The 24,422-nt window shown below is 48.9% G+C and carries 33 protein-coding genes; 22 read left to right on the top strand and 11 right to left on the bottom strand.

Annotated elements, in window-relative coordinates:
• The first annotated feature begins 39 nt into the window (after window positions 1–39).
• The 5 genes from H579_RS0123355 (at window position 40) to H579_RS0123335 (ending at window position 5,208) form a co-directional block, all read left to right on the top strand.
• On the top strand, window positions 40–825 hold the full coding sequence (locus H579_RS0123355; protein WP_028302650.1) for an SDR family oxidoreductase: 786 nt from the start codon (window positions 40–42) through the stop codon (window positions 823–825).
• 52 nt (window positions 826–877) lie between these two features.
• Window positions 878–1,351 carry a MaoC family dehydratase gene (locus tag H579_RS0123350; protein WP_028302649.1) on the top strand — a complete coding sequence of 158 codons (474 nt, stop codon included), beginning with the start codon at window positions 878–880 and terminating at the stop codon, window positions 1,349–1,351.
• A gap of 14 nt (window positions 1,352–1,365) precedes the next feature.
• The gene (locus H579_RS0123345) at window positions 1,366–2,568 is read left to right on the top strand and encodes an acetyl-CoA C-acyltransferase (protein ID WP_028302648.1); all 1,203 of its coding nucleotides are present in this window, start codon (window positions 1,366–1,368) and stop codon (window positions 2,566–2,568) included.
• 2 nt (window positions 2,569–2,570) lie between these two features.
• Window positions 2,571–4,250, top strand: coding sequence for an electron transfer flavoprotein-ubiquinone oxidoreductase (locus H579_RS0123340; RefSeq protein WP_036567368.1), 1,680 nt, complete (start codon window positions 2,571–2,573; stop codon window positions 4,248–4,250).
• A gap of 610 nt (window positions 4,251–4,860) precedes the next feature.
• Window positions 4,861–5,208: a hypothetical protein gene (locus H579_RS0123335; protein WP_028302646.1), complete on the top strand. Its 348-nt coding sequence runs from the start codon at window positions 4,861–4,863 to the stop codon at window positions 5,206–5,208.
• 12 nt (window positions 5,209–5,220) lie between these two features.
• Here the strand turns inward: H579_RS0123335 and H579_RS0123330 are convergent, their stop codons facing one another.
• The 8 genes from H579_RS0123330 to H579_RS0123295 form a co-directional block, all read right to left on the bottom strand.
• Window positions 5,221–6,342 carry a tyrosine-type recombinase/integrase gene (locus H579_RS0123330; RefSeq protein ID WP_028302645.1) on the bottom strand — a complete coding sequence of 374 codons (1,122 nt, stop codon included), beginning with the start codon at window positions 6,340–6,342 and terminating at the stop codon, window positions 5,221–5,223.
• A gap of 4 nt (window positions 6,343–6,346) precedes the next feature.
• Window positions 6,347–6,553, bottom strand: a complete 207-nt coding sequence (locus tag H579_RS0123325) for a helix-turn-helix domain-containing protein (protein WP_245583355.1) — start codon at window positions 6,551–6,553, stop codon at window positions 6,347–6,349.
• Window positions 6,550–6,843: a phage antirepressor KilAC domain-containing protein gene (locus H579_RS0123320; protein ID WP_028302643.1), complete on the bottom strand. Its 294-nt coding sequence runs from the start codon at window positions 6,841–6,843 to the stop codon at window positions 6,550–6,552. The genes H579_RS0123325 and H579_RS0123320 overlap by 4 nt, the downstream gene beginning before the upstream one ends.
• Window positions 6,843–7,079: a hypothetical protein gene (locus H579_RS0123315; protein WP_028302642.1), complete on the bottom strand. Its 237-nt coding sequence runs from the start codon at window positions 7,077–7,079 to the stop codon at window positions 6,843–6,845. The genes H579_RS0123320 and H579_RS0123315 overlap by 1 nt, the downstream gene beginning before the upstream one ends.
• A complete protein-coding gene (locus H579_RS0123310) occupies window positions 7,072–7,254 on the bottom strand; it encodes a hypothetical protein (RefSeq protein WP_028302641.1) in 183 nt (60 codons plus the stop codon). Before H579_RS0123310 ends, H579_RS0123315 begins: the two co-directional genes overlap by 8 nt.
• Window positions 7,232–7,570 carry a hypothetical protein gene (locus H579_RS0123305; protein ID WP_028302640.1) on the bottom strand — a complete coding sequence of 113 codons (339 nt, stop codon included), beginning with the start codon at window positions 7,568–7,570 and terminating at the stop codon, window positions 7,232–7,234. Before H579_RS0123305 ends, H579_RS0123310 begins: the two co-directional genes overlap by 23 nt.
• Entirely contained in the window at window positions 7,567–8,364 is a 798-nt protein-coding gene (locus H579_RS28350; protein ID WP_051228304.1) for a hypothetical protein, read from the bottom strand. Before H579_RS28350 ends, H579_RS0123305 begins: the two co-directional genes overlap by 4 nt.
• A 276-nt stretch (window positions 8,365–8,640) precedes the next feature.
• The gene (locus H579_RS0123295) at window positions 8,641–9,012 is read right to left on the bottom strand and encodes a hypothetical protein (protein ID WP_028302639.1); all 372 of its coding nucleotides are present in this window, start codon (window positions 9,010–9,012) and stop codon (window positions 8,641–8,643) included.
• 616 nt (window positions 9,013–9,628) lie between these two features.
• On the opposite strand from H579_RS0123295, the gene H579_RS0123290 reads away from it, so the two are divergent.
• The gene (locus tag H579_RS0123290) at window positions 9,629–10,117 is read left to right on the top strand and encodes a hypothetical protein (RefSeq protein WP_157834698.1); all 489 of its coding nucleotides are present in this window, start codon (window positions 9,629–9,631) and stop codon (window positions 10,115–10,117) included.
• On the top strand, window positions 10,114–11,268 hold the full coding sequence (locus tag H579_RS0123285) for a DGQHR domain-containing protein (RefSeq protein ID WP_211224792.1): 1,155 nt from the start codon (window positions 10,114–10,116) through the stop codon (window positions 11,266–11,268). The genes H579_RS0123290 and H579_RS0123285 overlap by 4 nt, the downstream gene beginning before the upstream one ends.
• Here the strand turns inward: H579_RS0123285 and H579_RS0123280 are convergent.
• The gene (locus tag H579_RS0123280) at window positions 11,262–12,080 is read right to left on the bottom strand and encodes a DNA adenine methylase (RefSeq protein WP_028302636.1); all 819 of its coding nucleotides are present in this window, start codon (window positions 12,078–12,080) and stop codon (window positions 11,262–11,264) included. The two genes, H579_RS0123285 and H579_RS0123280, sit on opposite strands and share 7 nt — an antisense overlap.
• A 457-nt stretch (window positions 12,081–12,537) precedes the next feature.
• Entirely contained in the window at window positions 12,538–13,197 is a 660-nt protein-coding gene (locus tag H579_RS27395) for a LexA family protein (RefSeq protein WP_036567365.1), read from the bottom strand.
• Window positions 13,198–13,286: 89 nt separating this feature from the next.
• Between H579_RS27395 and H579_RS30195 the strand changes: the two genes are divergently transcribed.
• Genes H579_RS30195 through H579_RS0123260 form a run of 4 tightly spaced genes read left to right on the top strand, consistent with a single transcriptional unit; the run spans window position 13,287 to window position 14,800 of the window.
• A complete protein-coding gene (locus H579_RS30195; protein WP_084624328.1) occupies window positions 13,287–13,547 on the top strand; it encodes a helix-turn-helix domain-containing protein in 261 nt (86 codons plus the stop codon).
• Window positions 13,548–13,566: 19 nt separating this feature from the next.
• Window positions 13,567–14,049 (top strand): phage regulatory CII family protein, encoded by a 483-nt coding sequence (locus H579_RS28345; protein ID WP_051228302.1) that lies wholly within the window; start codon window positions 13,567–13,569, stop codon window positions 14,047–14,049.
• A gap of 2 nt (window positions 14,050–14,051) precedes the next feature.
• Entirely contained in the window at window positions 14,052–14,513 is a 462-nt protein-coding gene (locus H579_RS0123265; protein ID WP_028302635.1) for a hypothetical protein, read from the top strand.
• An 11-nt stretch (window positions 14,514–14,524) separates the two neighbouring features.
• Complete coding sequence (locus H579_RS0123260; RefSeq protein ID WP_028302634.1) at window positions 14,525–14,800, top strand: hypothetical protein; 276 nt, start codon at window positions 14,525–14,527, stop codon at window positions 14,798–14,800.
• Here H579_RS0123260 and H579_RS0123255 read toward each other — a convergent pair.
• Window positions 14,797–15,096 carry a hypothetical protein gene (locus tag H579_RS0123255; RefSeq protein ID WP_028302633.1) on the bottom strand — a complete coding sequence of 100 codons (300 nt, stop codon included), beginning with the start codon at window positions 15,094–15,096 and terminating at the stop codon, window positions 14,797–14,799. The genes H579_RS0123260 and H579_RS0123255 overlap by 4 nt on opposite strands.
• Before the next feature lie 191 nt (window positions 15,097–15,287).
• Here H579_RS0123255 and H579_RS28340 point away from each other — a divergent pair, with 191 nt between their 5' ends.
• The 11 genes from H579_RS28340 to H579_RS27360 all read left to right on the top strand — a co-directional run bounded on the left by H579_RS28340 (window position 15,288) and on the right by H579_RS27360 (window position 24,065).
• Window positions 15,288–16,403, top strand: coding sequence for a DnaT-like ssDNA-binding domain-containing protein (locus H579_RS28340; RefSeq protein ID WP_051228300.1), 1,116 nt, complete (start codon window positions 15,288–15,290; stop codon window positions 16,401–16,403).
• Complete coding sequence (locus tag H579_RS28335; protein ID WP_051228298.1) at window positions 16,345–16,959, top strand: replication protein P; 615 nt, start codon at window positions 16,345–16,347, stop codon at window positions 16,957–16,959. Before H579_RS28340 ends, H579_RS28335 begins: the two co-directional genes overlap by 59 nt.
• Before the next feature lies 1 nt (window position 16,960).
• On the top strand, window positions 16,961–17,464 hold the full coding sequence (locus H579_RS0123240) for a hypothetical protein (RefSeq protein WP_028302632.1): 504 nt from the start codon (window positions 16,961–16,963) through the stop codon (window positions 17,462–17,464).
• Window positions 17,465–17,687: 223 nt separating this feature from the next.
• A complete protein-coding gene (locus H579_RS0123235) occupies window positions 17,688–17,963 on the top strand; it encodes a hypothetical protein (RefSeq protein WP_028302631.1) in 276 nt (91 codons plus the stop codon).
• Window positions 17,944–18,507, top strand: a complete 564-nt coding sequence (locus H579_RS28330; RefSeq protein ID WP_028302630.1) for a hypothetical protein — start codon at window positions 17,944–17,946, stop codon at window positions 18,505–18,507. The genes H579_RS0123235 and H579_RS28330 overlap by 20 nt, the downstream gene beginning before the upstream one ends.
• Complete coding sequence (locus tag H579_RS0123225; protein ID WP_028302629.1) at window positions 18,504–18,758, top strand: hypothetical protein; 255 nt, start codon at window positions 18,504–18,506, stop codon at window positions 18,756–18,758. The genes H579_RS28330 and H579_RS0123225 overlap by 4 nt, the downstream gene beginning before the upstream one ends.
• A gap of 284 nt (window positions 18,759–19,042) precedes the next feature.
• A complete protein-coding gene (locus H579_RS0123220; protein ID WP_028302628.1) occupies window positions 19,043–19,555 on the top strand; it encodes a terminase small subunit in 513 nt (170 codons plus the stop codon).
• A complete protein-coding gene (locus H579_RS27370) occupies window positions 19,518–21,650 on the top strand; it encodes a phage terminase large subunit family protein (RefSeq protein WP_157834697.1) in 2,133 nt (710 codons plus the stop codon). Before H579_RS0123220 ends, H579_RS27370 begins: the two co-directional genes overlap by 38 nt.
• A gap of 14 nt (window positions 21,651–21,664) precedes the next feature.
• The gene (locus H579_RS0123210) at window positions 21,665–21,865 is read left to right on the top strand and encodes a phage head-tail joining protein (RefSeq protein WP_028302627.1); all 201 of its coding nucleotides are present in this window, start codon (window positions 21,665–21,667) and stop codon (window positions 21,863–21,865) included.
• A 7-nt stretch (window positions 21,866–21,872) separates the two neighbouring features.
• Entirely contained in the window at window positions 21,873–23,477 is a 1,605-nt protein-coding gene (locus tag H579_RS27365; protein WP_084624324.1) for a phage portal protein, read from the top strand.
• A gap of 165 nt (window positions 23,478–23,642) precedes the next feature.
• The gene (locus H579_RS27360; protein WP_051228294.1) at window positions 23,643–24,065 is read left to right on the top strand and encodes a BRO-N domain-containing protein; all 423 of its coding nucleotides are present in this window, start codon (window positions 23,643–23,645) and stop codon (window positions 24,063–24,065) included.
• Window positions 24,066–24,422: the final 357 nt, after the last annotated feature.

Raw genomic sequence — 24,422 nt, 5'->3', positions numbered from 1 at the left:
AGCAGCCGCCAGAGAATCGTTGAGGTGCGAGGAGTGAATATGCAACAGGTTCCTGAATATGTGAGTGGGCATGGCCTGCTTAAAGGTAAGTCGGTACTGATTACAGCGGCTGCGGGTGCAGGTATTGGTTTTTCTGCCGCCCGTCGTGCTGCGGAAGAGGGCTGTCGCGCCCTGATGATCTCGGATATTCACCCCCGTCGTCTGGAAGAAGCGGTCGCGACACTCAAGCAGGAAACCGGCCTGGGTGAGGTCTACGGTCAGCTGTGTAATGTAACTTCTGAAGACGAAGTGCAGACACTTATTGCTACTGCAGAAGAACAGCTGGGCGGTGTGGATGTGCTGATTAATAACGCTGGCTTAGGCGGTCAGACCAAAGTGGTTGATATGACCGATGATGAATGGCATCGCGTACTGGATATCACCCTGACAGGTACTTTTCGTATGACTCGTGCCATGTTGCCTCATATGCAGACGCGTGGTCGTGGAGTCATCGTTAATAACGCCTCTGTACTGGGCTGGCGTGCTCAAAAAGAGCAGGCTCATTATGCTGCGGCTAAGGCCGGTGTGATGGCGTTGACCCGTTGTTCTGCTTTGGAAGCCGCCGAATATGGTGTGCGGATCAATGCGGTATCCCCTTCTATTGCCCTGCATGATTTCCTGAAAAAAGCCTCCAGTGAAGAGCTGTTGGCTCAACTGGCCAGTCGCGAAGCCTTTGGTCGTGCGGCTGAAGTGTGGGAAGTTGCCAATGTGATGATGTTCCTGGCCAGCGATTATGCCTCCTATATGGCCGGTGAAGTGGTTTCTGTGAGCTCACAGCACGCCTGATCGATGCTTAATGCCGAGAAAAGAGATGCTCAATGGAGAGAAATTAGCCGATATGAAAGAACATGCAAATCAAACCTTTGCCAGTGCTGAAGCATTATTAAACGCTGCGGGTACTGACCTGGGTGTAACCGAATGGCTGGAGATTACTCAGGAACGAGTGAATCAGTTTGCTGATGCGACCGGTGATCATCAGTGGATTCATGTGGACCCCGAACGAGCGGCTAATGGCCCTTTTGGTGGCTGTATCGCCCACGGTTATCTGACCCTGTCGTTGGTGAATCTGTTTCTGCCCCAGTTGATTGAGGTACAGAACCTGCAGATGGGGGTGAACTACGGTTGTGACAAAGTCCGTTTTCCTGGCCCGGTGCCTGTGGGCAGTCGTATTCGTGGTCGGGGTGAAGTGGTGCAGGTGGAACAGATCAAACAAGCCGTACAGGCCACTATTCGTGTCACCGTTGAAATTGAGGGCAGTGATCGCCCGGGCTGTGTGATCGATACCATCAGCCGTTATACCTTTAATGCGTAATGAGGATTCGTTAAATGACTGAAGCTGTAATTGTCTCTACCGCGCGTACTGCGCTGACTAAATCTTTCCGTGGTTCTTTTAACGATACCGAAGCGCCGGTGCTGGGTGGCCATGTGGTGCGTGCGGTGGTTGAACGTGCCGGTATTGAGCCGGAAGCGGTTGAAGATGTGATTATGGGTGCCGCGGTTCAACAGGGTACTCAAGCCTATAATATTGGTCGTTTGTGCGCCTATACTGCGGGTCTGCCGGATACGGTGCCGGGTATGGCGCTGGATCGTATGTGCGCTTCTGGCCTGATGACCATTGGCGTTGCGGCAAAAAATATTATCGCCGGTGAGATGAAGATAGCCGTGGCAGGTGGCGTGGAGTCGTTATCGCTGACTCAAACCAAACATAAAAACACTTACCGTGCCCAGTCCGAAGCGGTAAAAGAGATCGCCCCTTCCGCGTATATTCCAATGATCGAAACTGCCGAAATTGTCGCTAATCGCTATGGTATCAGCCGTGCCGATCAGGATGAGTACTCGCTACAAAGTCAGCAGCGTACTGCCGCGGCTCAGGAAGCAGGGCTGTTTGATGATGAGATCGTGCCATTAACGGCTCAGCAGCTGGTATTTGATGAAGAGCGTAAACCTGCCGGTCATAAAGCGGTTGTGGCCGATAAAGACGAGTGTAACCGTCCGCAAACCACACTGGAAAGCCTAGCGGGCTTAAAGCCGGTCTGGAAAGATGGTCAGTGGGTTGAGCAGGGTGAACATGTCACCGCCGGTAACGCCTCTCAGTTTTCCGATGGTGCCGCTGCAACTCTGGTGATGAGTCGCGATGAAGCGGAGCGTCGTGGGATTGAACCGCTGGGGATCTACCGCGGTATCGCCGTTGCCGGTTGCGCACCGGAAGAGATGGGTATTGGTCCCGTTTACGCTATTCCTAAACTGCTGGAGCGTTTTAACCTGACCGTGAGTGATATTGGTCTGTGGGAGATTAACGAAGCTTTTGCCAGTCAGGTTCTGCACTGCCGTGATGCCTTGGGTATCCCTAACGATAAGCTGAATGTGAATGGTGGTGCGATTTCCATTGGCCATTCATTTGGTATGTCCGGTGCTCGTATGGTGGGCCATGCGTTGCTGGAGGGTAAGCGCCGTGGCGTCAAATATGTGGTGGTATCCATGTGCATTGGCGGCGGTATGGGCGCCGCAGGTTTGTTTGAGGTGTGCTGATCATGCGTGATGCGATGGAATTTGATGTCGTTATTGTTGGGGCGGGTCCTTCGGGCCTGTCTGCTGCCATTAGTCTGATGCAACAAGCCAATGAAACCGGTCAGGAACTGACGGTATGTGTGGTTGAGAAAGGCTCTGAGGCTGGAGCCCATATTCTCTCTGGTGCGGTGATTGAACCTACGGCACTGAATGAACTGATCCCCGATTGGAAGGAAAAAGGTGCACCCTTGACGACTGCGGTGACCGAAGATCAGATCGTGATGCTGAAAAGTGATACCGCTAGCAAAACCTTCCCTAATGCCATTGTGCCCAAATCTATGCACAATCACTTTGCTAATGGGGAGAGTAATTATATTGTCTCATTGGGCAATGTTTGTCGCTGGTTGGCGGAGCAGGCAGAGGCGTTGGGGGTCGAAATTTTCCCTGGCTTTGCCGCAGCCGAACTCTTGATTGAAGAGGGCGTAGTTAAAGGTGTCATCACCGGTGATATGGGCGTTGCAGAAGATGGCAGTGAGAAGCCGGGCATGTTTATGCCGGGTATGGAACTGCGTGCGAAGTACACCATCTTCTCGGAAGGCAGTCGTGGTCATTTAGGCAAACAGTTGATTCATCAGTTCAGCCTGGATGAAGGCAAAGATCCTCAGCACTATGGTATCGGTATTAAGGAACTATGGGATATTCCTGCTGATCAACATAAACCGGGTCTTGTCGTACATGGCTCGGGTTGGCCATTGAGCGATAACGGTGCCAGTGGCGGCTTCTTCCTGTATCACGCTGAAAACTGTCAGGTGGTGGTGGGGCTGATTACCGATCTGAACTACGACAATCCGTATCTGAGCCCGTTTGATGAATTTCAGCGGATGAAGCATCATCCAGAGCTGAAGCAGTACCTGGAAGGGGGTAAACGGGTCTCTTACGGTGCCCGTGCGATTACCAAAGGCGGCTTCAACTGCTTGCCGAAGATGACCTTCCCCGGTGGCATTTTGGTGGGCTGTGATGCTGGTACACTGAATTTTGCCAAGATCAAGGGCACTCATACGGCAATGAAGACCGGTATGATCGCGGCGGAAACAATTTTTGCTGCCCTGAAAGGTGATAAAGCGCATTCCGATGGTGAGGGTGGTAAGGATCTGGTTGAGTTTACAGAGCGCTGGAAAAACTCTTGGGTCTTTGATGAGTTGTATCACAGCCGCAACTTTGGCCCGGCGATGCATAAGTTTGGTGCTATGTTGGGGGGCGCGTTTAACTTTATCGATCAGAACCTGTTTAATATCCCACTGACACTGCATGACGATCAAGCGGATTTCGCTCAGCTAAAACTGGCTAATGACTCAGCGGTTATTCACTATCCTAAACCGGATGGTGTGATCAGTTTTGATAAACTCTCTTCGGTCTTTCTCTCCAATACTAACCATGAAGAAGACCAGCCCTGTCACCTGAAGCTAGTTGATGACACCGTGCCGCTACGGGTGAACTTGCCAAAATGGGCTGAACCGGCACAGCGCTTCTGCCCAGCAGGTGTTTACGAAGTCGTGAAGGAAGAGGCAAGCGGTCTGGATCGTTTTCAGATCAATTCACAGAACTGTGTGCATTGCAAAACCTGTGATATCAAAGACCCATCCCAGAATATCACCTGGGTAACACCGGAAGGTGCCGGTGGGCCTAACTATCCGAATATGTAACTCATCAATCATTGGCTTTAAACTTGTTTAATGAGAGGGAGTATTTGCTCTCTCATTGCTTAAGTCTTTTCGAGTTTTATTCCACACCATTTGATCCCCAGTCTATAGCAGAAGTGGTGAATCAGGATATTTTCGGTGTATAACAAAAAAGCCCGTAACTCAGTGAGTTACGGGCTTTTAAATTTGGTAGACGTGATCGGATTCGAACCAACGACCCCCACCATGTCAATTTTGAATTATTATAATTCTATTACACTGATTTCCATGTCTTTTTACTTCTATTTTATGGTTTTTTATACAGTGGTTTTGGCTGTTGATGGGGCTATATAAATCAATGGGTTACGTTGTAGGTTTTGAGTCACTGATTTTGCTGTTTCTTTCACAATAGTTTCACAAGCTTATTTGTTGCTATCTAACAAATATACGATTCAGATTAGGAATCTCCCTGGGAGGATGACCATGAAAAAAGATGTTAATCTCCTGCGGTATGGATAGGTATTATTGCTAACTCATGGAGTAAAGAGACAGTGAGCTAAGAATGCGGAAGAGGTAAATCTCAGATTGGAAAAAGACATGCAAAGCTATCTGTATAAACCAAGGAGGATAAGAAATGTTTAGCCGTAAAATCTCAGCTTTAAAACTCGATGTACTGAATCAAAAGCTCGCTGTAAATAAGGCTGAGTTAGAGCAGCTTGAGCTTGAGAAACAGCTAGCGAATGAACAGCTGAGCAATGAGGATTACACTGTGCAAGCGGCAGATTTGCAAAAGCGGCATAGTGAGTTGAGCCGGAATGTTCTGGTCGCAGAAACCCTGTTATTAGAAGCTCAAAATGAGCGTTCAGCTTTAGAGATTAAGCAGCCCTGGCGGTATGTCGTGCGTCGCATAATTGAGGGAGATTCTCTCTTTTATATTGCTATTGGGTTGATGCTATTTAATCTTTGGCTGTTGAGTGCATAAGGGGTAATAGCATCAATATTTATTGATGCCACCCACCTCAAAATCCCCTGCCACGGCTGAGATCCATTTCTGATCATGCCCTGCTAAATAGACCTCGGTCATACTTTCATCGGCGTGGCCGAGTAGGGCCTGTACTTCTGCTTTTTTAACCCCGGCTTTTTCCATTAGGTGTGCGCCAAGGGCGCGGATCTCATGGAAAGTGGGTCGTTCCTCTTCTGGCATTCTGGCGATACTGCTGACCTGATCCCGTGCCTTTTGGAAGGCCTTAGAGAGATAGCTGGCGGTTACTGACCAGTTACCGTGGCGGGTACTTTTCTGCATACGTTCCGGGCGACGATGCACCATGAGTGGTGATGCGGGTGGTAGTTGTCGGCTACGCTCAATTACCTTAGCCAGAGTGGGGGTGATGCTAATGGCGATATAGGCTGTTTCGGTTTTGCGGTAGGTTTTCTGGCGAACGACATAAAGGGTATCATCTTCGATATGATCAAAGGCCATATTCACGATTTCCGTTCTGCCCTGGCAGGTGAGCAAGGCCAGATCCATTGCTACCTGCAGCCAGGGTTCCGCAAACCCTCTTACAGCCTGGTATTGTTCAACCGTTAGGCGCTTACGCACTTTTTTATAATGAACATCGTGAGAAAGGGTAGGGCTGACCACATTTTTATGAATCCAGCCCCTGGTTTGAGCAAAGTCCATAACCTGTGACAGCGTGGTTCTGTGCTGGCGGTAGGCATCGCCTTTGATATTCTCCAGCCAGTTTGCCACGTCAGCGGTGGTGAACTTGGTAATATCATAATGACCCAGGTCTTTTCTGATGCGGTTGAGTCGGTAGGTTTTCTCCTTTTTAGTGGATGGTGCCAGGCGGGGATCGTCATCAATGCGCACCTGCTGGAATTCATCGCAAGCGTCATTGATAGAGATATCAGCAAGGCCCATCACAGTGGCAACCAGATCAGCCGAAGGCATCAGGCGGTTGTTGAGTTCAATTGCCGCCTCTTTTGCCATTTTCAGGTTGCGGCCCATAGAAAACTCTTTGCCATTATCCGGGCGGCGGTAGTAGTAAATGCCTTTTCTCAAGTAAAGGTTAGTGACCAGTCCTTTATGCTTTCTCTTGCGGGGCCTTGCTGCCATATCGTCACCCGTTTAATACCATATCAACTAAAGGTTTTCCTGTGACGTTGGCCTCTGCATCAACGTCGATATACCAGTTACCACCAATCTTTTTGGCGGGTATCTCCCCATTGGCGCACCATTTACGGACGGTGACCGGTGCAGGGGCTTCACCAAGAAAGCGGCGTTTACGCCATTCTTCGATAGACATTAGCTTGTTGGTTTTCATCATGATGATTCTCCTGAAAGGTTGTGGTCACTTCTCTCCAAGTGCTCACTCATCAGCTGAGCAATAAACGTCAGCCCCTTAGTCGTGACCTTAGTGGTCTGGGTGTAAATCGTGCGGCGGCCCTGTTCATACTGGCCGTCGATCACCGCAAAAAAGCCATGCAGATGGCACAGGTGATAGGGTGGGATCGTGCCCTGGAATCCGGCGTGATCCCGCAGAAACTGATACAAAGCGTTGCGGCCACCGGGGAAGCTCAGCTTCTTAGCGGCCTCTTCAACAGATAGGGTTGCCATCAGTGCCCTCCGATTAACTTGTTGGTGTTCTTGGCCACCGCTAATGCCGTGGGTTTGTGGTAAGTGGTACGGCTGCCCGGTAACACCCAGTACACATGGTTGTTTGGGTCGCGCTTGGCTTTGATGGTCGCCTTACCCACTTCGATATGGTGTTGCTCCAGTTGTTGCTCAGTAGCGGCGTAGTGACGGGGTTTGTGTTTGGAGCGGATATATTGATCGTCTGGCATCTTAAACATGGCTGACTCCTACATGGGGTAAGGTGAGGTTGTTAGCGTCGCACAGTAGATCAATGGCATTACTGACCGCCTCACTGAAGGTATTACCCTCAGCCATCAGCATACGGCCCCTAACCCGGATCTCTACCAGCCAGTAAACCTGGCCGTTGGCATCAAGCTGCGGTGTGAACTTCATGGTGTATTCCTCCCTGTGGTCTGGCTAACCAGACAAAAATATCTTCCTCGCTTTGGCTGACCGCCAGCACGAAATAGCCCTTTTGCTGATAGTCCTCAGGCCAGTCATCAGAGTGACCTGTCTCACCAGCCAGCCAACGATCCACCACATCAGGATCGATACGCTGACCAATGTGCAGAACCTTGGTGTGCAAACCTTGTTGCTTCGCCCAGTAATCCATCTCGGTGCTGGGTGTGCTCTCTGACCAGTCCGGTAAGTCTGGATGTTGCCAGTTGCCGTCGGCATCACGGGTAATGGGATAGGGTTGTATCGTCATGCGATGCTCTCCAGGATCTGTTGGTTTGGCCTTTGTCGCATAATGCTGGTTTTGTCTTGGTGGTCGACAAAAGCGTGATAGTGTTGGTTGTCTATTGCGGTTTTGATTAGCGGAGTGAGTGCTAAAAGGTCTTTGGTAATCATGTGGAATTGCTCAACTGTGACGCCGTATTTGCGCAGTATCAGTTCATCTGGGCTGAATCGTTTATGCTGTCCGTCGTCGGTTTCGCAGAGGTGCTGGATCAGTTCTTCGAATTCGAAGGCTTCATTGTCGTCGAGTGTTCCTATGTAGCCTGGGTTTTTATCAAGCTTGTCCATATGGCCGTTAATCAGTCCTATTAAGCACATAAGGTTCATTGCTCGGTGTGGGCACTCTTCTTCTGCGTACTGCTCTGCGAAGCAATCTTTCTCTTGGCTTAGGGATGCGCTTACCAGTGTGGCGGGTAGCTTATTGATCTCTTTAAGTGTTGTTGTGGCGATGCGCTCGGCTATGTAGTCGTCTGGGTGGGCGATTATTGCAACTGCCCCCCAGTCTTCTGTGTCGTGTATTGATAGTAAGAAGCTGCCGGGTGGCATGGCTGGTTGCCAGAACCTGATTGCATGATGAGAGTTGTCGCTTTCCAGTAGTTCTTCTGGCGCATCATCTTCAAAGTGGATGACGGTAGTTGTAATTTTGTTGTCTTGCTCCCATTGTTTAACGGTTTCGTCAGAGGTGGATTCATCCCGGTATAGATAGTCTGGGTGTGTCCAGTAGCCATTGGCATCACGGTTAACGGGGGATGCTTGGATAGTCATAGCGGTTTCCTTTCTAAAGACATAAAAAAGCCCGGCCACCGCAGGGTGCGGGTGGCAGGGCAAGTTGAGTAGATGGGTTAGGGTGTGGGGGATTAACCGGATTTGAGTAGTCCGGTTATGATATTTCAATATAATGGATATTTATACAGTATATTTGTTTCAGGCAAAAAAATGCCCTGTTAGAGCCTGGGGTAGTGCAGGGGAACAGGGCTTTGGATTAACGCTTGGGGAAGTTAACAACCTGAGCAGGTTTGGCGTTGATAATCAGGGATAATTTTATGGATGTCCCATATTGGTATTAAGGCTTGGCTGCTTGTATTTTTGCCACTGCTTCTTTACCACCAGACTGGCTATAGTGGCAAAAATCATAATACCTGTTCCGATATACCACTCCAGCATTGTCAGAATAACGATAGTTAGCATATTCCAGTCGCCCCGGTCTCCTTGTGTCTCTGCTTTGTCGAGATGGGTATGTATGTATCGGATCGGGGTGATTAGGGCTATCAGGGCCAGTGCAGCGAAAAATACCAGATAAATCATCGCGAGAAGTTGTAAGAATTCATTATCAAGCCATGTGCCGATCCCCGCCCCTATAATGATAACAGCGTGGGGTGGGCTGAATTCTGAAACAGTGGTCGTGTTCTTCATAATGGTCTCCTTAAAATAAAGCGCCAAAGTTTTTGGCGTTATTGGTCTTAGGTTGGTAAAGCGGTTATTCGGAAGTGTGTAGTTTGCCCAAGTTAGGGCTACAGCCATGTTCTGAAGGGATACCCATAAAAGACAAAGGAACGGCCATACAGGTGAACTGTAAGTGGCGCTAAACCATCGGTATTTCGTTCTGCACAGCTCAAAGTAACAAAAACCAACACCTTTCTTACTCCGACATATACAGTCACCATCTCCCCGCTATACCACAAAGTACGGTAACTCCCGCCAAAATAGTCAGAATAACCGCCCATCTGCATCGAATAATCAGGCATTGCTAAGGCTACTTAACGTGTCGATAATCTGAGGCAGATTAATGGGCGTCACATTTTTCCCATCAGCTATTTGTGTGAAACTAAAGAATGATTAGCTAAAATAATTGATGGGAGTGATAATTGTAGGTTTTAACTACGCTGGATGTTCTATGTGCTATAACTGCTTAAAGGGAGCTTGCATGTGGTTTATTAGGATTATTAATAAATGTAAAAGCATTCTTTTAATGCTTATAAGGTCTATACCAATAATCTCTGGGCTGCCAGATATTCGGTGGGAAGATTTCATGACTTCTGTAAACGAAACAGTTGTAACGGTTTTGATTTCTACAATGCCGATATGGCTTGGTGCATTTCTTGTTATGGTTGAGCAAGACATATCTTTTAATGGCTACTGGTTAGGGTTGGATACGCTAACAAGAAAAGGTGAGCTTATTTTATATGCCTCTTCCTTGCTAGCTCCCGTTATATGGATATTGTTCTGGGATAAGCCTAATAAAACAAGATTTCCCTCAAAAACATCGCACTTCGTTTGCGTTTTTATGATCTTGGTTATATCGGCTGGATTTTACGCTAAGGTATTGCTTGGCGCAGGTGAAGGAAAAGCCGGAATCCAGTTTTTTTCATCTATTATTTTTGGTTTATCTATATTTATTCTTCTGATTGCACAAGCTTATCGTAATAATATCGTTGATCCAGCCAAAGAGTTTGCCAATCAAGAACATGATTTTGATAAAAACTATCAAAGAAATAGTGAGAGGAGAGGGCGGTTATGAGTACTGTGGATATGCCTCTAACTTCTGGAAAGAGTTTTGTTAGCTTTAAATGTATTGAAATTAAGCAGCCAATTGGTTGTTTTTATATTGGTTCGGTTGAATATAAAGACCTAATCGATATTACTTATTCTGATGTAAGACGAATTAATGGTGAACGAGAATTTGAAAGCTATTTAGGAATCCAGAGACCCTTAGATAAAAAGCGCTCTAAGAAGATTGCAGATTATACTAATACAGTGGATGCAAGCTTTCCTACGTCTGTAATTCTTTCTATACCTAGCTCATGTGCGTCATATGACGAGAAAACTGGAGTTATGACACTCTCTGCCTTTGAGGGAGATGGTGAATATGATGAGGTGACGTATGAAAATATAGCCAAAGTTCTTGATGGCCAGCATCGGATAGAAGGGCTTAAGGGTTACCAAGGAGATAGTTTTGATATTAATGTGAGTATTTTTATTGATCTCGATGTGGCATCTGAGGGTTATATATTTTCGACAGTGAACTTGGCGCAAACAAAGGTTAATAAAAGCCTTGTGTATGATTTATATGATCTTGCTAAGGCAAGAAGTCCTCAGAAATTATGTCACAACATAGCCGTAGTCTTGACTAGTAGAGAAGATAGCCCGTTTTATGGCCGTATCAAGAGGCTTGGCACTGCAGAAAATCCAAGCGGGAAAATGGGTATCACACAGGCCGCATTTGTACAGGCGTTAATGAAGCATATATCCAGAGAAGAGATAAAGGATAGAGATATATATAAGCGTGGAAAAATACCTTTATTAGACAAAGCAGATCTCGATAAACTGATTTTCAGATCATTTATGATTGATGATCGAGATTACGAGTTGGTAGATATTATATGGAATTATTTTTCCGCAATAAGGCAGCGTTGGCCTAAGGCTTGGGATAGCGCTGAGCAAGGGTATATGCTTAGTAAAACCAATGGCTTTATGGCGTGTATGAGATTCATTAAAGATATCTATCTTAATAGAGGTCGCTTGGGTGAAGTTATCTCTGAAGAAGAGTTTTTAGCGATATTCTCTCAATTTGATATTGATGATGAAGAGTTTACTGTAGATAATTACAAGCCGGGTTCTAGTGGTGAAGGTGCTTTGTATCGACGATTCAAAGACTGTGCTGGCTACTGATGCCAGCACTTAATAATCAACTCTTCATATTTACCTCTGAACTCAGGTTTCCCTGAAAGCACATTTTTACGATTAAGAGTTGTTTGCTGAAACTCGGCATACAGCTCTGAAATCGATTCGTGGGCAGCGTTCGTGACCAATGCTTTTGCACCTCTTTTCACGGCAGATTTGACTGCATCTGCCAGTCGCTCTTGGTCTTGCCATGAGAAAAGAGTTTCGTTGTATTTAATAAAGCCATTCTGGTTGTGTTTTACGGTGTAGGGGGGGTCTATAAAAATAAAGTCCCCATCGCCTGCCTGCCGGATAATCGCTTCAAAGTCATCAGTCAAAAGGGTCGTTTGTTTCAGTCTCTTTGAGAGAGCCTGGAAGTCATCTGTCTCAAGGATCACATTGCTTTTCGTCCCAATGGGGACATTGAATTTTCCTTGCAGGTTTACTCTGTATAGTCCATTCCAACAAGTGCGATTCAAATAGATGAACCGTGCGGCAAGCTCGTACCTATTGGTAGGAATACTTTCACGAACCTCATAGTAATACTCTTTGCTATGAAGGGCTTGGTGCTCTTTTAGCAGATAAGATACCCGCCTCCAACCATCTCTTATCGCTTTATAGGTATTGATTAGGGCATCATTTTTATCAGAGAGAATAGCTTGTTCAGGCTGAAGATGAAAGAACACAGCGCCACTTCCCAGAAACGGTTCTATATAGGTGCCATTGAACTCTGGGATAAAATCCTTTGTGTGCTCCGTAAACCATCTTTTACCACCGGCCCACTTTAGAAATGGCACAGTATGTAGATTAGTGGAGTCCATGAAAATCCCTTATAAAGATAGTTCGAAAAACAGCGGATACTAGCATGGTAGCATGGCGCTGTCCTATTAATGATTGAATTGTTTTAGAACGCGCTCGCACTGGGCCTTACACCAGCATTGGGGTCGCCTTTAGCTAATTCTCCGTACCTAATTGATAGAGGGTGTCATAGCTGCAGCCTAGTGGGAAGCTATCTCCACGTTTTGAGCGCATAACTTGTGTTAACCCCACCCGGCCAATTCCGGGCGGGGTTTTTAATGTCTACCTACATTGTTAAAGAGCGCTACCGCCTCAATTTGGTGAGGCTGTCAGCGCTTTGGTTCTAATCAGTTGTATCGCTGACAACTGAAATATAACTATGGTTGTTTTTGTTTTCAACATCTTTAGTTATATTTTTGGCATAAAAAAACCGCCATGAAAGGCGGTTTAGGTTTTTATTTGGTTGCATCTGTTTGATGTTTAACGAATTTTCCCCGAAAAAATTACTTTCCCAATGATTTCACAGCTGTCATCAATCGGAACGTATCTATTTGGATAGGTAGGATTCAGTGCTTTAAGTAGCTGGGTTCCGTCCGGCTCTATCACTAATCGCTTGAATGTCGCTTTGTTCTGGTGAGTGAGAACTGCAACAACGTCGTCACCACTGTCGGCGGATCGTTCTGGGTCTACGAAAATAAGCTCCCCTTCGTGATAATCAGGGATCATGCTTTCACCTACCACCCTCAAAACAAATGTCTGATCTGAGCAGTTTACTGGGCACGGGTAATAATTGGCTTCTGATAGGTCAATAGCGGTGTTTCCTATCTCTGTCCATTGACCAGCCTGAATCCAATTAATTTCAGGGCATCCTTTCTTTATTGGTGGCGCTACTTCAACGTTCGAGTCCACTTCGTTAAAAAAACGTCGGTCTCCGTCGGCTAACCATTTGGAGTGCACGTTTAAAAAGTTGGCCAACTCGGCTGTCTTCCTAGATGACATGCTTTGGCCGCGCTCTAGTTTTGAGTATGCAGCCTGCGACATTCCGACATGTTCTGCCACTTGCGCCTGTGAGTATCCAGCTGCTTTTCGGGCGTAGATTAGTCGTTCCGCAAATGTAGATGGGGTGTCTATTTCTTTCATCTGCGAATCATATAACTCAGGTTGTGACTTGACAAACAACTAAAGTGGTATTAATAATTACAACTTTAGTTATTCTTTGGTTATAAATCATGGAGCAATCCCAGTTAGTTAAAAGAGCTATTGAGTTAGTCGGTTCCCAGGCATCTCTGGCAAGTAAATGCGGAGTTTCTCAAGCTGCTGTTTCTAAGTGGGCTAGAGAGGTGTGCAAAGTGGGGCCGATCTACTCAGTAAAGATAGAAGAAGCCACAAAGGGTGAAATTAGTCGCTATTTACTGAGGCCAGACGTCTTTGGCGCACCTCCCGGACAATTATCTCTCAGTTTGCCTTCAATATCGGGTTCATCAACGTGACATAAAGGAGATCAGGTACATGGGTGCTAAGGCGAGGGATCATGACGGCGGTACGTTGTCGCTGTCTCAGGCGTGTTATCACGCGGTGTGGGGCTATCCGGGCAAGGTGGCAGCGGTGGCCCCTTCGTTGGGGGTTACGGCTAAGACGTTGGCGAATAAGTTGAACGGGAATGTTTCGGGTCATCTGCTGACGGCGGATGAGGCTGTGCAGATTGCTGTGATCACTCGGGATGCGCGTATTTTGACGGCGCTGTGTGAGCCGGTGGGTGCGACGTTCCATTGGTTGTCTGAGGTGCGGGATACGCCGGGGGATCTGGATGTGTTGGCCGGTGGTGCGGCGTCTATGGATGCGACCAATCAGGCAATTCAGGAGGTGATTCGGTCGTTGGAAGATGGCCGGGTTGATGCGACTGAGGCGCGGCGGATCAATGCGATGGTTCATGAGGCTCAGCGGCGGTTGGCGGTGTTGGGTCAGTTGGCTGAAAGGTTTATGGAGGATTGAGGATGTCGATTAGTAATAAGCAGTGGGCTGAGGTCCAGCGGGAGCTTGAGGGCTTATATGCTCAGGCGAAGTTCCGGTATGAGGGAATTCTGGTTCAGGTGGTTCGGGTTGCAGTTAGTGAGAGTACGTTTGCTCTGCGGGTATACCTGGATGGCTCAACCTGTGCGGGTTGGGGGCATAAAAACCTCGCTGGCCCAAATCCTCACTATAAGCCTGTGACTGAGAAGCTTTGGCGTAAGCGTACCCGTGCGATGTATCCGCCAAAGAAGAAACAGGAGCTGATTAAGCGGTTTGGTAAGCGAAAGGCTGAAAGTGCTTTGCCTGGACTTAATGATGTTCAGGTGTGGTATGAGGCTGTGTTTATGTCGGCGTCTTCTTTGGTGCGTCAGTACAAGAAACTTGAGGGACTTGAGCTGGTATCGGTGGGGTATCAACCTGAGTTGGATAGTGTTGTTGGGGAGTAGGGAGTGTTGTTATGACTGATGTAGATAAAAAAGTTGAGTTTCCAGCTATTAAAGCAGATCAGTTGAAAACGGTTGTGGGATGCGGAGGGGTTAACAAGAAGGTTCGACAAGCTAAAGACAGTGTTCTGAAGGCGATGGTCGATATTCGTGGTGGGTATTTTGGTTCGAGTAATGTAGCAAGGCCGGAGCTTGAAGAGACTGAGGTTTATAAACGATTGTTTGTTATATCTGAAGCTCTGTCTGAACTAGACGATCTGACAGAGCCGGTGATTACCTCAAGGCTTTAGTTTTCTATATCTGTGCTAACCCATCCAGTGGAGTGCATTAGGCGTAATCGGTGGTCATCTATGCCTCTGTGCTCATCTGATGAGGCTGCATGTGCTGTGACCTCTACTTCCATGGTTTGTTTCTCGATGTTCATTGTGTAACGGACGTCAGAGGTCATATACCAGTCCATGCCGTTCGCAGCACTTCCGGGGGCGTGGATAACCTCGCCTACGCGGGGTATAGGTGCATTTTCTATTTCCAGTTCTTTAATCAAAGTTGTTTCTTTGAGTAGTGTGAAATGTACTGTTTGTGACATTCGATCATTCCTTTGCTTTAGGTGTGAATTTTCATATTAGCCCAGGTTAATAAATATGGAAGGCGTTATGCCTATGAATATCCGTTCCGGCCCGTAGCGGCCCAATTTTTCTTTTTCATATTTTCTTTTGTTTTCACTGTGCCGTTCGGGCTGCAGGGGGCTTTTGTGTGCCCGAAAGGAGGGGTTTTGTTATGAGTATTGCGCTGATTACGACGTTGCTTGAGCGCACGATTGCGTTTCATCCGGTGTTCCGCGATGTGGCGGGTAGCACTGTGGGTGGTGTGTTTTTGAGCCAGGCTTACTACTGGTCTACGGGTGGCCGTATCGCGGCTGAGCGGGCGGGTTGGTTCTACAAGACGGGTACACAGTGGACGGAAGAAACACGCTTGTCACGGTCTGAGCAGGAGCGTGCCCGGCGTGATCTGAAGGCGGTGGGTCTGCTGGAGGAGAGGCGTCAGGGCCGTCCGGCTAAGCTGTTTTTCCGGCTGAATCTGGATCGGTTATTTGAGCTGATTCTGGAGTTTGCGCAGGGTAAACCGGCGCTGAAAAAACCTAAGAAAAACACCAGTTTGCAGGATTCTGCAATCTTGGCGGGTTCTGAGGAAAAAGCCAATAAAATCAACAGTATGCAGGATTCTGCAAACTACGCGCAGCCTGAACCCGCTAAAAGCCCGGATTTGCCGGAAAAAGCTAATGAAATCCACAGTTTGCAGGATTCAGCATTTAGTATGCAGGATTCTGCATCCCAGTTTGCAGAATCCTGCAAACTATATACAGAGATTACTACAGAGAATACTTCAGAGATTACGAACGTCGGCGACAACGCGCGTGAAGTCGCTGATCCGTTTTCCCCTCCGGTTGATACTCGACCGAGATTTACCATGCCCCTGGATGGCTGGCAGCCGTCAGAAAATTTTATGGCGCTGTGCAAACGCCGGGGGTTAGACCTTCCCAAACTTTTCGATCAGCAGTCGTACTTGGATCTGCTGTCGGAATTCTGTTGCTACTGGAATACCCGACCTCATCAGCCCATTACGCAAGGCGAGTGGGAGAACAAGCTGGTTCAGCGTGTGATGAGGGTGGTTCGTGATGGGCGATCCGGGGCGATGGGTCAACCAAGCAAGGAGTTTAGTCATGCAGCACAATCAAGGGTTTCAAGTCGAAAATCTGCTTCCGCCATCCTCGCAGAGTCCTGTGCGGGGGCATTCTCCGGTGCAGTCGATCAATCCGCAGGGGCAGGTGGTGAGTATGCCGCCTACGGCGCAGGTGGGCAGACCTTCGATTCAAACGGGTGGCCGTTGGATTGATCAGGTGTTTGTGAAAATGCAGGCCGCTTACGGTGGTTTGTGGGCCAGTCGGTTGCCTGCGCCTGAGATGACGGAGGCGGGTAAGTCTGAGTGGGCTAAGGCGCTGTCGGTGTTTACTCGGGATCAGATTTTGCGGGGTTTTGAGCGCTGCTTTGAGCGCCATTCGATGCCGCCGACGCTGCCTGAGTTCATGGAGTGCTGCAAGCCTGATCCGGCTGAGTTTGGTCTGCCGGATGTTGAGTTTGCTTACCGTGAGGCTTGTCGGGCGGCTCATGCTCCGGGGGCTGCGAAGTGGTCTCATGCGGTGGTTTATCACACGGGTCGGCAGGTGGGGTGGTTTGATTTAGAGCGCTCTGAAGGCGGTACTGAAAAGCGGTTTGGCAAGGTTTATCAGCAGCTGTGCCAGCGGGCTATGGCGGGGGAACAATTCGAGCTGCAGCGTTGTGATGGTCGGTCACTGACTCAGCACAGAAACGGTCAGGAGGTGCGAACGGTTCAGCAAAAACAAACCGCTCAGCATTGGCTGGGCCAAATGAAACAGGCGTTAGGAGGTTGAGGTGGGAGTAAGGGAGGATCTGGATGATCAGGCCGTGGGTGCTACGGTGATGGAAGGTGAGGGGGCTAAATCTGATAAATCAGCAGGGTCTGCTAAACGGCTTGGGCCTGAGCGTAAGGGGAAGATCCCTGTCATCGATCAGCGCTTGGATACCTGGGCAAGGTGGCGATTGGCGAACGATGACAGGGGGCGGATTCAAACCTCTTCCGGCAGCGTGTTGGGGGCGCTGATGGCCGGGGGTGGCGAGGTGATCCGGGGTGCTAATCCCTGTGCCGGTTCCATGCCGGACGATATCTTTGATACGGACCGGGCGGTGCAGCGGCTTGATATGAAGCTGCGTATGGTGGTTGAGGTTCAGTACTTGGATGGGATTTCAACAAAACAAGAGAAGGCTAGCAAGTGTGGTTGTGCGCCAATGACGTTTTACAGACGTTTGGCAGATGCTCACCAAAAAATTCTTTTCTTGTTAAAAAGTCCTAAAAACAATCAGTTAGGGGGTGTATAGAGCATTTTCGAGTCATGTGTGTGAAAAATCAGTTTGACACATGTGGTACTCGACTATTATCTTTCAGGCACCGTCGTAGACGTGTAACCATGAAAACCCGAAGGCACCCCCTTCGGGTTTTTTTGTGCCTGCAATTTGTGTTTTATCGGCGGTTTTGCATTGAAAGTCTTAACCCGGTCAGTCTTCTGGCCGGGTTTTTTTATGTCTGCAAGTTGGGGGCTTAATGGATATGACAGACAAGAGTGGTGGCCGGGTCAGTGGCTTTGAGCGACATCTGCAAACGGTGTTGGTGATGGCGGTGGTGGCGATGCTGGGCTGGGCAGGCAACAAGGCTTCAGATGGGTTGGAGACGCTAACCCGACTGGAGGAGCGTGTGGAGGTGCTGAAGGTCGGGTTGGATCGGCTGGGCGGTACTGAAAGCAAACTGCAGCGGCTGGATATTCGAGTCCAGTCCTTGGAGCGACGGCTGGAGGATCGCTATGACCGAGCAAACGACTGAACGCAGGATAATCGCTGATTCTGCAGCTCAGATGGATTGGAAGGATATCAACTGGTTCAGCCCTGATGAGTTTCCTGAAGGTGTGCTGGAACATGTGGAAGCTGAGCTGGTGTTATCGCTGGAGGGCTATCGGGATCTGCTGGGCTATCCGGTGATTCCGTCACCTTTGCCGGGTGGCTGGTTTCGTAAGGATGGCTCACCCACCAGTCGTCACTATGCGTTTAATCGTTTGAGTGATGGCGGGGGTGTGTTCCCGCAGTGTGATATCCGCCATGCCTTTCTGGTGGCGATGAGCTGTGTGTGGTGGGGCGGGATCGGTGTCTATCTGGATACCACGGGGCCATCGGGCAAACCTGAGCCGATGCTGCATTTGGATCTTCGAATCAATCTGCCTAAGACGGTCTGGATGCGCTACGAAGGGCGCTATATCTATCCGGTCCGGTCAACGGCTGAGCGTAATGAGTTCTGGCAGCGACTGGCTGAGGTCAGTCAGCCAGAGCCAAACCCAGAGCCGCAACCTGAACGACAGGAGCAAGCCGCATGATTCAACAATTTCTATTCGGCCTTTTGCAATTCGCGGGGCGTGTGCTGTTACGGGCTGCAATGGATAAACACTTGCGCCGTGCGGTGTTTGAGTCAGTTCAACTGGCTGAGCGTTCCGATCTAAAGGGTGAAGCCAAGATGCAAGAGGCCCTGAAGCATGTTCGCTCAGTAGGCGGCAAGGCGTTAGAACGTGAGACGGAATCGTCATTGCGTACTCTGCTGGAACAGGCCATTGATCATCTGAAGCTATAGCGGCCAGTGATTAAACCTTCTCCGTAAACGTGCCAGGCGTTACCTGGCTTTAGGGCATACTGAAAATCAGAAACAGATGAACTTATCCGATTGTTTCAGTCACTGCCCTTTTTCTTTTTTGATTCGGCTTTCTGGCCGGATCGGCTGTAACCCTCTGAAAACTGCGGGTCCTTCTGGCGGCTTTTTAGTGTACGGGTCACAGAGTCGCGGAGTTTGCCCAGACATAGGATTTTTGTGGGACTTCCTTCCTTTATTTATCTTGGTAATCAATAGGTTAAAACGGTATGGCTCTGGTTAATAAGAAGCAGCTAGCAGACGTTTTTCCATGGTCCGAGAAAACTTTTACCGAATTTCAAAAGGACCCAACGTTCCCTATAGAGGAGCGTGGAGGCCGTGGTAAAGGGAATGTATATGACACCAAAAAGGTATTTGCCTGGTTGGTGCGTCGGGAGATGGGTAAAACCTCTGAGTCTCCCAAAGACAGGCTTGATAGGTTGCGTGGTGATAAGGAAGAAATCGCCATTGCGCGAGAGGTTGAACAGCTGATTCCTGCTGATGATCTGGAAGAGTTGTTGACCAATATGGCGGTTACGATTCGCTCAACCATGATGGGTGGTAATCGCTCGTTGAAAACGGATATCGATGCGGCATACGGCATAGATTTAGACCTGGGTATTTTGGATGACCATTCTCGAAACATTCTCACCGCTCTATCAAAAATTGAGAGCGAACAGAGCGGGTGTGATCAGCCGGGCTTTGATGAGCTTTATTCCTCCACCGCAGATGTCGACAAATAATTGGGCCAATAAATATCGGTGGCTGGCAAAAGGCACCACGGCAAAAGCGGGTAAATACAGTTCAGATTACACGCCCTGGGTTAAGGGGATGTTGGATGCTCTGGATGATCCAGAGATCAGAGAGGTGGTTTGTACCAAATCGTCTCAGGTAGCGTGGACGGATGGTGCCTGGAATAACTACCTAGGTCGTCGAATGCACCAAGACCCGTGCGGCATCTTGATGTTGATGCCGAAAGAAACGTCCATCAACAAATACCTAAGAACAAAATTTAACCCCATGGTGACGGCTACGCCGGTTTTGAATGAGCTGATTAACTTAGGGGTGTCTCGGTCATCAGACAACACGAAAGATTATAAAGAGTTTCCTGGCGGTGGCTTTCTCGCTTTGGTGGGTTCTGGTTCACCAGATAACGTTAAGAGTTGGTCAGTGCCGGTGGGCTGTGTTGAAGAGCCAGATGATTGCTCTGGTGATGTTCAGGGTCAGGGTGACTCAGTGGAGCACCTGCGGGATCGTCTTAAAACCTTTGAAGACAGCAAGCTGATTTTTGGAGGTACACCCACCATTAAAGGTTTCTCTCGCGTGGAAGAGGCCTATAAGAAAAGTGACCGTCGCCAATTCTGGGTACCTTGTCACGAGTGCGGTGAATACCATGTTTTGCATTGGGACAACGTCATTATCCCTGAAGACCCATCGGTGAATCATGAGGTTTATGGCAGGTTTCAACCGGAGCAAGCCTATTACGTCTGTCCGCATAATGGTTGTATTTGGGATGACCGGCAGAAAAACCTGAACGTTAAGAAAGCAGAGTGGCGGGCAGAGGCAGAAACCAAAGGTGTGGCCGGGTTCAAAATCAACGAACTCTACTCACCGTTTCCCGGTTCCAAGCTGGCTGCACTGGCCGATAAGTTTCTGGTTGCTCAGCAGCACCTAAAGCAGGGTGATGAGGGCAAGATGATTCACTTCACCAACACAACATTAGGTGAGGCATACGAATATAAAGACGGTTCCCCGGATGCTGAAACGCTAGAAGCGAAAGCGGAGAACTATTCTGTACTGATTCCGCCACAACGATCATTGCTTATGACTGCGGGCATCGATGTGCAGCCGGATCGACTGGCAGTTGTGCTGATGGCGTGGGGTCGAGGTGAAGAATCCTGGATTGTTTACTGGGGTGAGATTCATGCGGTTACGTCGGTAAATGATCTGAATGATCCCTGTTGGTACGAGCTGGATCGTGTTTTGAGCGGTGTTTATCGACATGAAAGTGGTGCACCGATGCGTATAGCCGCCGCGGGTATCGACTCGGGTGACGGTAATACCAACGATGCGGTTTATCACTATGTGCGTAGCCGTAAAGCCGGTATCGGTCCAAAGTTAATGGCTATTAAAGGCTCTTCTGAGATCGATGCCGAAATCCTAAAACTCCCTAAGCCAATTGATGTGAGTGCTACGACCAAAGCGGCTAAATGGGGCCTACAGATATGGGTTGTCGGTGTAAACAAACTTAAAGATTTGATCTCGGGTCGATTGAGATTAGAGGGCAGTGGCCCTGGTCGTATCCACTGGCCGGTCGGTATTCGATCAGACTTTTATAAGCAGATCACAGGTGAAAGCAAAATCCCATCGCGTAAGCACGGTGGCAAATTGGTTTGGACTGCCAAATCCGGGGCTTCTGTAGAAGCTTGGGATAGCATGGGTTATGCCACGCATTCGGCCAGGGTTTTGCGCATCAATCTCCCTAAATATGACTGGGATGCTCGGGAAGCTGAATTGAGTCAAGGGGATCTGCTGGGTGGTAGTTTTGAGGATGATGATTTTATTACCTACATTGATGAGCATCCTGAAGACCTACCGGAAACCTCGGTTGTACCCATTGAGAAATTAGAAGTCGAGATGGATAGGCCGGAGCTATCTGAGCCTGAACCCAAACAACCCCAGTCCCAACAACCCCAACCCCATAAACCCAAAACCCGCACCTTCAAACCCCAGACCAGTACCCGGCACCAAACGGATCGGCCAAACCCGCCGCCCACTGCAGCGGGTAAAAGCGTGGCTGACCAAATAGCCGAACTGGGGCGCAGAATGGGCGGTTAACAACAGGAAAGCTGATGGCAACACAAGCGCAGTTAGATGAAGCAAGGGCGGCACTTCACGCGCTCAGTATTGGTAAAGGCGTCGCCAGCATCCAAAAGGATGGCCGCAAGGTTGATTACACCCCCGCCAATGTTGGCAGTTTAAGGGCTTATATTCGAGAGCTGGAATCCGTATTGGCATCCAGCCAACGTCGCCGGGCATTTAGAGTTTTCTGAGGTAGTTATGAACGCACCAATCGCATCGACACAATCACCGCAACTGGTTGACCTGAGTGGTCAGCCCCTGCGGCAAATGAGTTATCAGGGTGCCGGTGCCGGTTTTGGTGGTCAGCTGGGTGACTGGTATCCCGGCCTTAAAACCATGGATGCCGCCCTGCTGCCTAACCTGAATATGGGTAACGCCCGTGCTGAAGACGTGGTGCGCAATAACGCCTTTGCCAGCAACGGCGTACAGCTGCACATTGACAATATCGTCGGTGAACTGTTCCGGCTCAGCTACAAACCGAATCACCTTGCCTTAGGGATCAGTCAGGAAGATGCCAGAGCCTTTGCCCGAGATGTAGAAGTAGCCTGGCAAGAGATCGCAGAAGATCCCACCAGTTGCTATCTGGATGCAGAGCGCAAACGCACCTTCACCATGATGATCCGCGAAGGCGTCGGAATGCACACCAAGGCCGGGGAAGATATGTTTGCCATAGAGTGGATTCCCCGCACAGGTGCCTACATCTCAACCGCCATTAAATCCGTAGCACCGAAACGGGTCAGCAACCCCGGCGGCCTGATGGATGGTAACGGCCTGAAAGCCGGTGTAGCGATTAATCGTCACGGTGCCGCAATTGGCTACCATGTGCGTAGCGGCCAATCCGATGGCTATAGCCTGGGTCACGGCATGGGTAACGAATGGCGCTATGTCAGCCGTGAAACCCGTCATGGTCGCCCCAAATTTGCCCATATTTTTGAGCCAGTAGAAGACGGCCAAACCCGAGGCGCTAACCAGTTTCTGACCGTACTGGAACAGATGCAGATGCTGCCAAAAATGCACCACACCCGCCTGCAGAATGCCGTAGTCAGTGCCATGTTTGCCGCCACCATTGAAAGCGATATGCCGCCGGATGTGGTCGCAGAGATTCTGGGCGGTGGCAACATCTCCAGTCAGGCGCTACTCAACCACATGAACACCGCTGAAGCCTATCACAGTAACCTGGGGCTCAAGCTCAACGGCGCGCGGGTGCCGCACCTGATGAGTGGCGAACGCTTAAACGTACAATCACCCGGCAACGTCGATAACGGCTATGTGGACTTTGAAAGCTCCGTACTGCGCTGGCTGGCAGCAGGTCTTAACCTGCCCTACGAAACGCTCAGCAAAAACTTCAAGCAGATGTCCTACAGCACAGTTAAAGCCTCGCTGGGTGAAAACTGGCGCTACTTTATGGGGCGACGCAAGATTATTGCCGAGCGCAAAGCCACCATTATCTTCCGTTGCGTACTGGAAGAGATGCTGTTTCGTAATCTCGTCTCACTGCCCAAAGGCGCAACCCGAGACTTCTATCAAGGGATCGGTGCCTGGACCCGCTGCCGCTGGATCGGCACAGGCCGCCTAGCTATCGACGGCCTAAAAGAAACCAAAGAAGCCATTCTCAAGATTGAATCTGGCCTGAGCACCTATGAAGACGAAATGGCCATCATGGGTAAAGACTATCAGGAAGTGTTCGATCAGCAGGCGCGGGAGATTGCAGAGCGTAAAGAGAAAGACCTACCAATTGACCTGATTAGCCTGAATGCCGCCAAAATTATGGGGGAGATGCACTCAGATCAAGAGGCAGCGTAAAGGCTTTATAGATAAAAGCAGTGATAAGAGATAACCGCCAACCGGCGGTTTTTTTATGCCTGCGGGTTTTGTATGCAGCCTAGGGTAGCTCCCGAAAGGCCGGTGCTCGGTGTTTTCCAACGGCCCGGCGGCATCCTTTATTTTGAAACCACGAGGAATGTTGTTATGGAAAAAATGGCTTTTGAAAATACCGATATTGAGTTTCTTCGTATTGATAATCAGATTTGGGTAAGGGGTACGCAAATCGGTGATGCTTTGGATTATGAGAACTCATACAAGGCAATGAGCAAACTCTATGAACGTAATAAGGATGAATTCACGGAATCTATGACAACACTGATGAAGCTCCCAGACCTGCACCCCCAAATTGGGGGCGCAGGTCAGATACGTGAAGTGCGTGTATTCTCCCTTCGCGGTGCCCACCTGATCGCCATGTTTGCCCGTACCGAAAAAGCCAAAGCCTTCCGCCGTTGGGTGCTGGACTTACTGGAAGACTTCCACAATGGCACAGAAAACGCCAAGCTCCGATATATAAAAGCCCAGAAAGAACTGGAACAAGCCAAACAGCAAGCCAGCTCCTGTGGATAAAGGTGGGTGATCCAATTGTGACTGCTTTATTGTTGATCCGTAATACAAGGTTAAGTAATATGACTCCCGAACGGATTGACTAGTTTGGTAGGCCTTTTACTCTAATCGAGCGAAAAATCATTTTATTATGAAAAACAGCCGGTTAGCTAAACAATAGATCATAAGGTTCACCAGCTCTTTAAAATCAATAAGTTAGCTGAATGCAACGCTCCAAAAAGTGCGAAAATTGGCAATTTAAGCCAAAAAATAACCCTACACTTTACAGGGTCGCCTTTTTGGCCTCAGGGAAGGCTCTGGAATGCGGGTTGCAGAAGGCACTGTTGCAGCAGTGTTTGCCGTTAAGGCAGTAGAAACAAT

It is taken from the genome of Oceanospirillum beijerinckii DSM 7166 (assembly GCF_000422425.1).
In the GTDB taxonomy this organism is placed as follows: Bacteria; Pseudomonadota; Gammaproteobacteria; order Pseudomonadales; family Halomonadaceae; genus Oceanospirillum; species Oceanospirillum beijerinckii.
This window is presented reverse-complemented; position numbering and strand designations above follow the sequence as displayed.

Bases quoted from the DNA above. Each gene is read 5' to 3' on its own strand.
- H579_RS30195 (WP_084624328.1), top strand. From the start codon at position 13,287: ATGGAGCAATCCCAGTTAGTTAAAAGAGCTATTGAGTTAGTCGGTTCC.
- H579_RS28330 (WP_028302630.1), top strand. From the start codon at position 17,944: ATGACCGAGCAAACGACTGAACGCAGGATAATCGCTGATTCTGCAGCT.
- H579_RS0123225 (WP_028302629.1), top strand. From the start codon at position 18,504: ATGATTCAACAATTTCTATTCGGCCTTTTGCAATTCGCGGGGCGTGTG.
- H579_RS0123345 (WP_028302648.1), top strand. From the start codon at position 1,366: ATGACTGAAGCTGTAATTGTCTCTACCGCGCGTACTGCGCTGACTAAA.
- H579_RS28340 (WP_051228300.1), top strand. From the start codon at position 15,288: ATGAGTATTGCGCTGATTACGACGTTGCTTGAGCGCACGATTGCGTTT.
- H579_RS0123295 (WP_028302639.1), bottom strand. From the start codon at position 9,012: ATGAAGAACACGACCACTGTTTCAGAATTCAGCCCACCCCACGCTGTT.
- H579_RS27360 (WP_051228294.1), top strand. From the start codon at position 23,643: ATGGAAAAAATGGCTTTTGAAAATACCGATATTGAGTTTCTTCGTATT.
- H579_RS28335 (WP_051228298.1), top strand. From the start codon at position 16,345: ATGCCGCCTACGGCGCAGGTGGGCAGACCTTCGATTCAAACGGGTGGC.
- H579_RS0123315 (WP_028302642.1), bottom strand. From the start codon at position 7,079: ATGTTTAAGATGCCAGACGATCAATATATCCGCTCCAAACACAAACCC.
- H579_RS0123255 (WP_028302633.1), bottom strand. From the start codon at position 15,096: ATGTCACAAACAGTACATTTCACACTACTCAAAGAAACAACTTTGATT.
- H579_RS28345 (WP_051228302.1), top strand. From the start codon at position 13,567: ATGGGTGCTAAGGCGAGGGATCATGACGGCGGTACGTTGTCGCTGTCT.
- H579_RS0123210 (WP_028302627.1), top strand. From the start codon at position 21,665: ATGGCAACACAAGCGCAGTTAGATGAAGCAAGGGCGGCACTTCACGCG.
- H579_RS0123280 (WP_028302636.1), bottom strand. From the start codon at position 12,080: ATGGACTCCACTAATCTACATACTGTGCCATTTCTAAAGTGGGCCGGT.
- H579_RS27370 (WP_157834697.1), top strand. From the start codon at position 19,518: ATGAGCTTTATTCCTCCACCGCAGATGTCGACAAATAATTGGGCCAAT.
- H579_RS0123265 (WP_028302635.1), top strand. From the start codon at position 14,052: ATGTCGATTAGTAATAAGCAGTGGGCTGAGGTCCAGCGGGAGCTTGAG.
- H579_RS0123340 (WP_036567368.1), top strand. From the start codon at position 2,571: ATGCGTGATGCGATGGAATTTGATGTCGTTATTGTTGGGGCGGGTCCT.
- H579_RS0123260 (WP_028302634.1), top strand. From the start codon at position 14,525: ATGACTGATGTAGATAAAAAAGTTGAGTTTCCAGCTATTAAAGCAGAT.
- H579_RS0123330 (WP_028302645.1), bottom strand. From the start codon at position 6,342: ATGGCAGCAAGGCCCCGCAAGAGAAAGCATAAAGGACTGGTCACTAAC.
- H579_RS0123350 (WP_028302649.1), top strand. From the start codon at position 878: ATGAAAGAACATGCAAATCAAACCTTTGCCAGTGCTGAAGCATTATTA.
- H579_RS28350 (WP_051228304.1), bottom strand. From the start codon at position 8,364: ATGACTATCCAAGCATCCCCCGTTAACCGTGATGCCAATGGCTACTGG.
- H579_RS0123285 (WP_211224792.1), top strand. From the start codon at position 10,114: ATGAGTACTGTGGATATGCCTCTAACTTCTGGAAAGAGTTTTGTTAGC.
- H579_RS0123290 (WP_157834698.1), top strand. From the start codon at position 9,629: ATGACTTCTGTAAACGAAACAGTTGTAACGGTTTTGATTTCTACAATG.
- H579_RS0123235 (WP_028302631.1), top strand. From the start codon at position 17,688: ATGGATATGACAGACAAGAGTGGTGGCCGGGTCAGTGGCTTTGAGCGA.
- H579_RS0123305 (WP_028302640.1), bottom strand. From the start codon at position 7,570: ATGACGATACAACCCTATCCCATTACCCGTGATGCCGACGGCAACTGG.
- H579_RS0123335 (WP_028302646.1), top strand. From the start codon at position 4,861: ATGTTTAGCCGTAAAATCTCAGCTTTAAAACTCGATGTACTGAATCAA.
- H579_RS0123355 (WP_028302650.1), top strand. From the start codon at position 40: ATGCAACAGGTTCCTGAATATGTGAGTGGGCATGGCCTGCTTAAAGGT.
- H579_RS27395 (WP_036567365.1), bottom strand. From the start codon at position 13,197: ATGAAAGAAATAGACACCCCATCTACATTTGCGGAACGACTAATCTAC.
- H579_RS0123325 (WP_245583355.1), bottom strand. From the start codon at position 6,553: ATGATGAAAACCAACAAGCTAATGTCTATCGAAGAATGGCGTAAACGC.
- H579_RS27365 (WP_084624324.1), top strand. From the start codon at position 21,873: ATGAACGCACCAATCGCATCGACACAATCACCGCAACTGGTTGACCTG.
- H579_RS0123320 (WP_028302643.1), bottom strand. From the start codon at position 6,843: ATGGCAACCCTATCTGTTGAAGAGGCCGCTAAGAAGCTGAGCTTCCCC.
- H579_RS0123220 (WP_028302628.1), top strand. From the start codon at position 19,043: ATGGCTCTGGTTAATAAGAAGCAGCTAGCAGACGTTTTTCCATGGTCC.
- H579_RS0123310 (WP_028302641.1), bottom strand. From the start codon at position 7,254: ATGAAGTTCACACCGCAGCTTGATGCCAACGGCCAGGTTTACTGGCTG.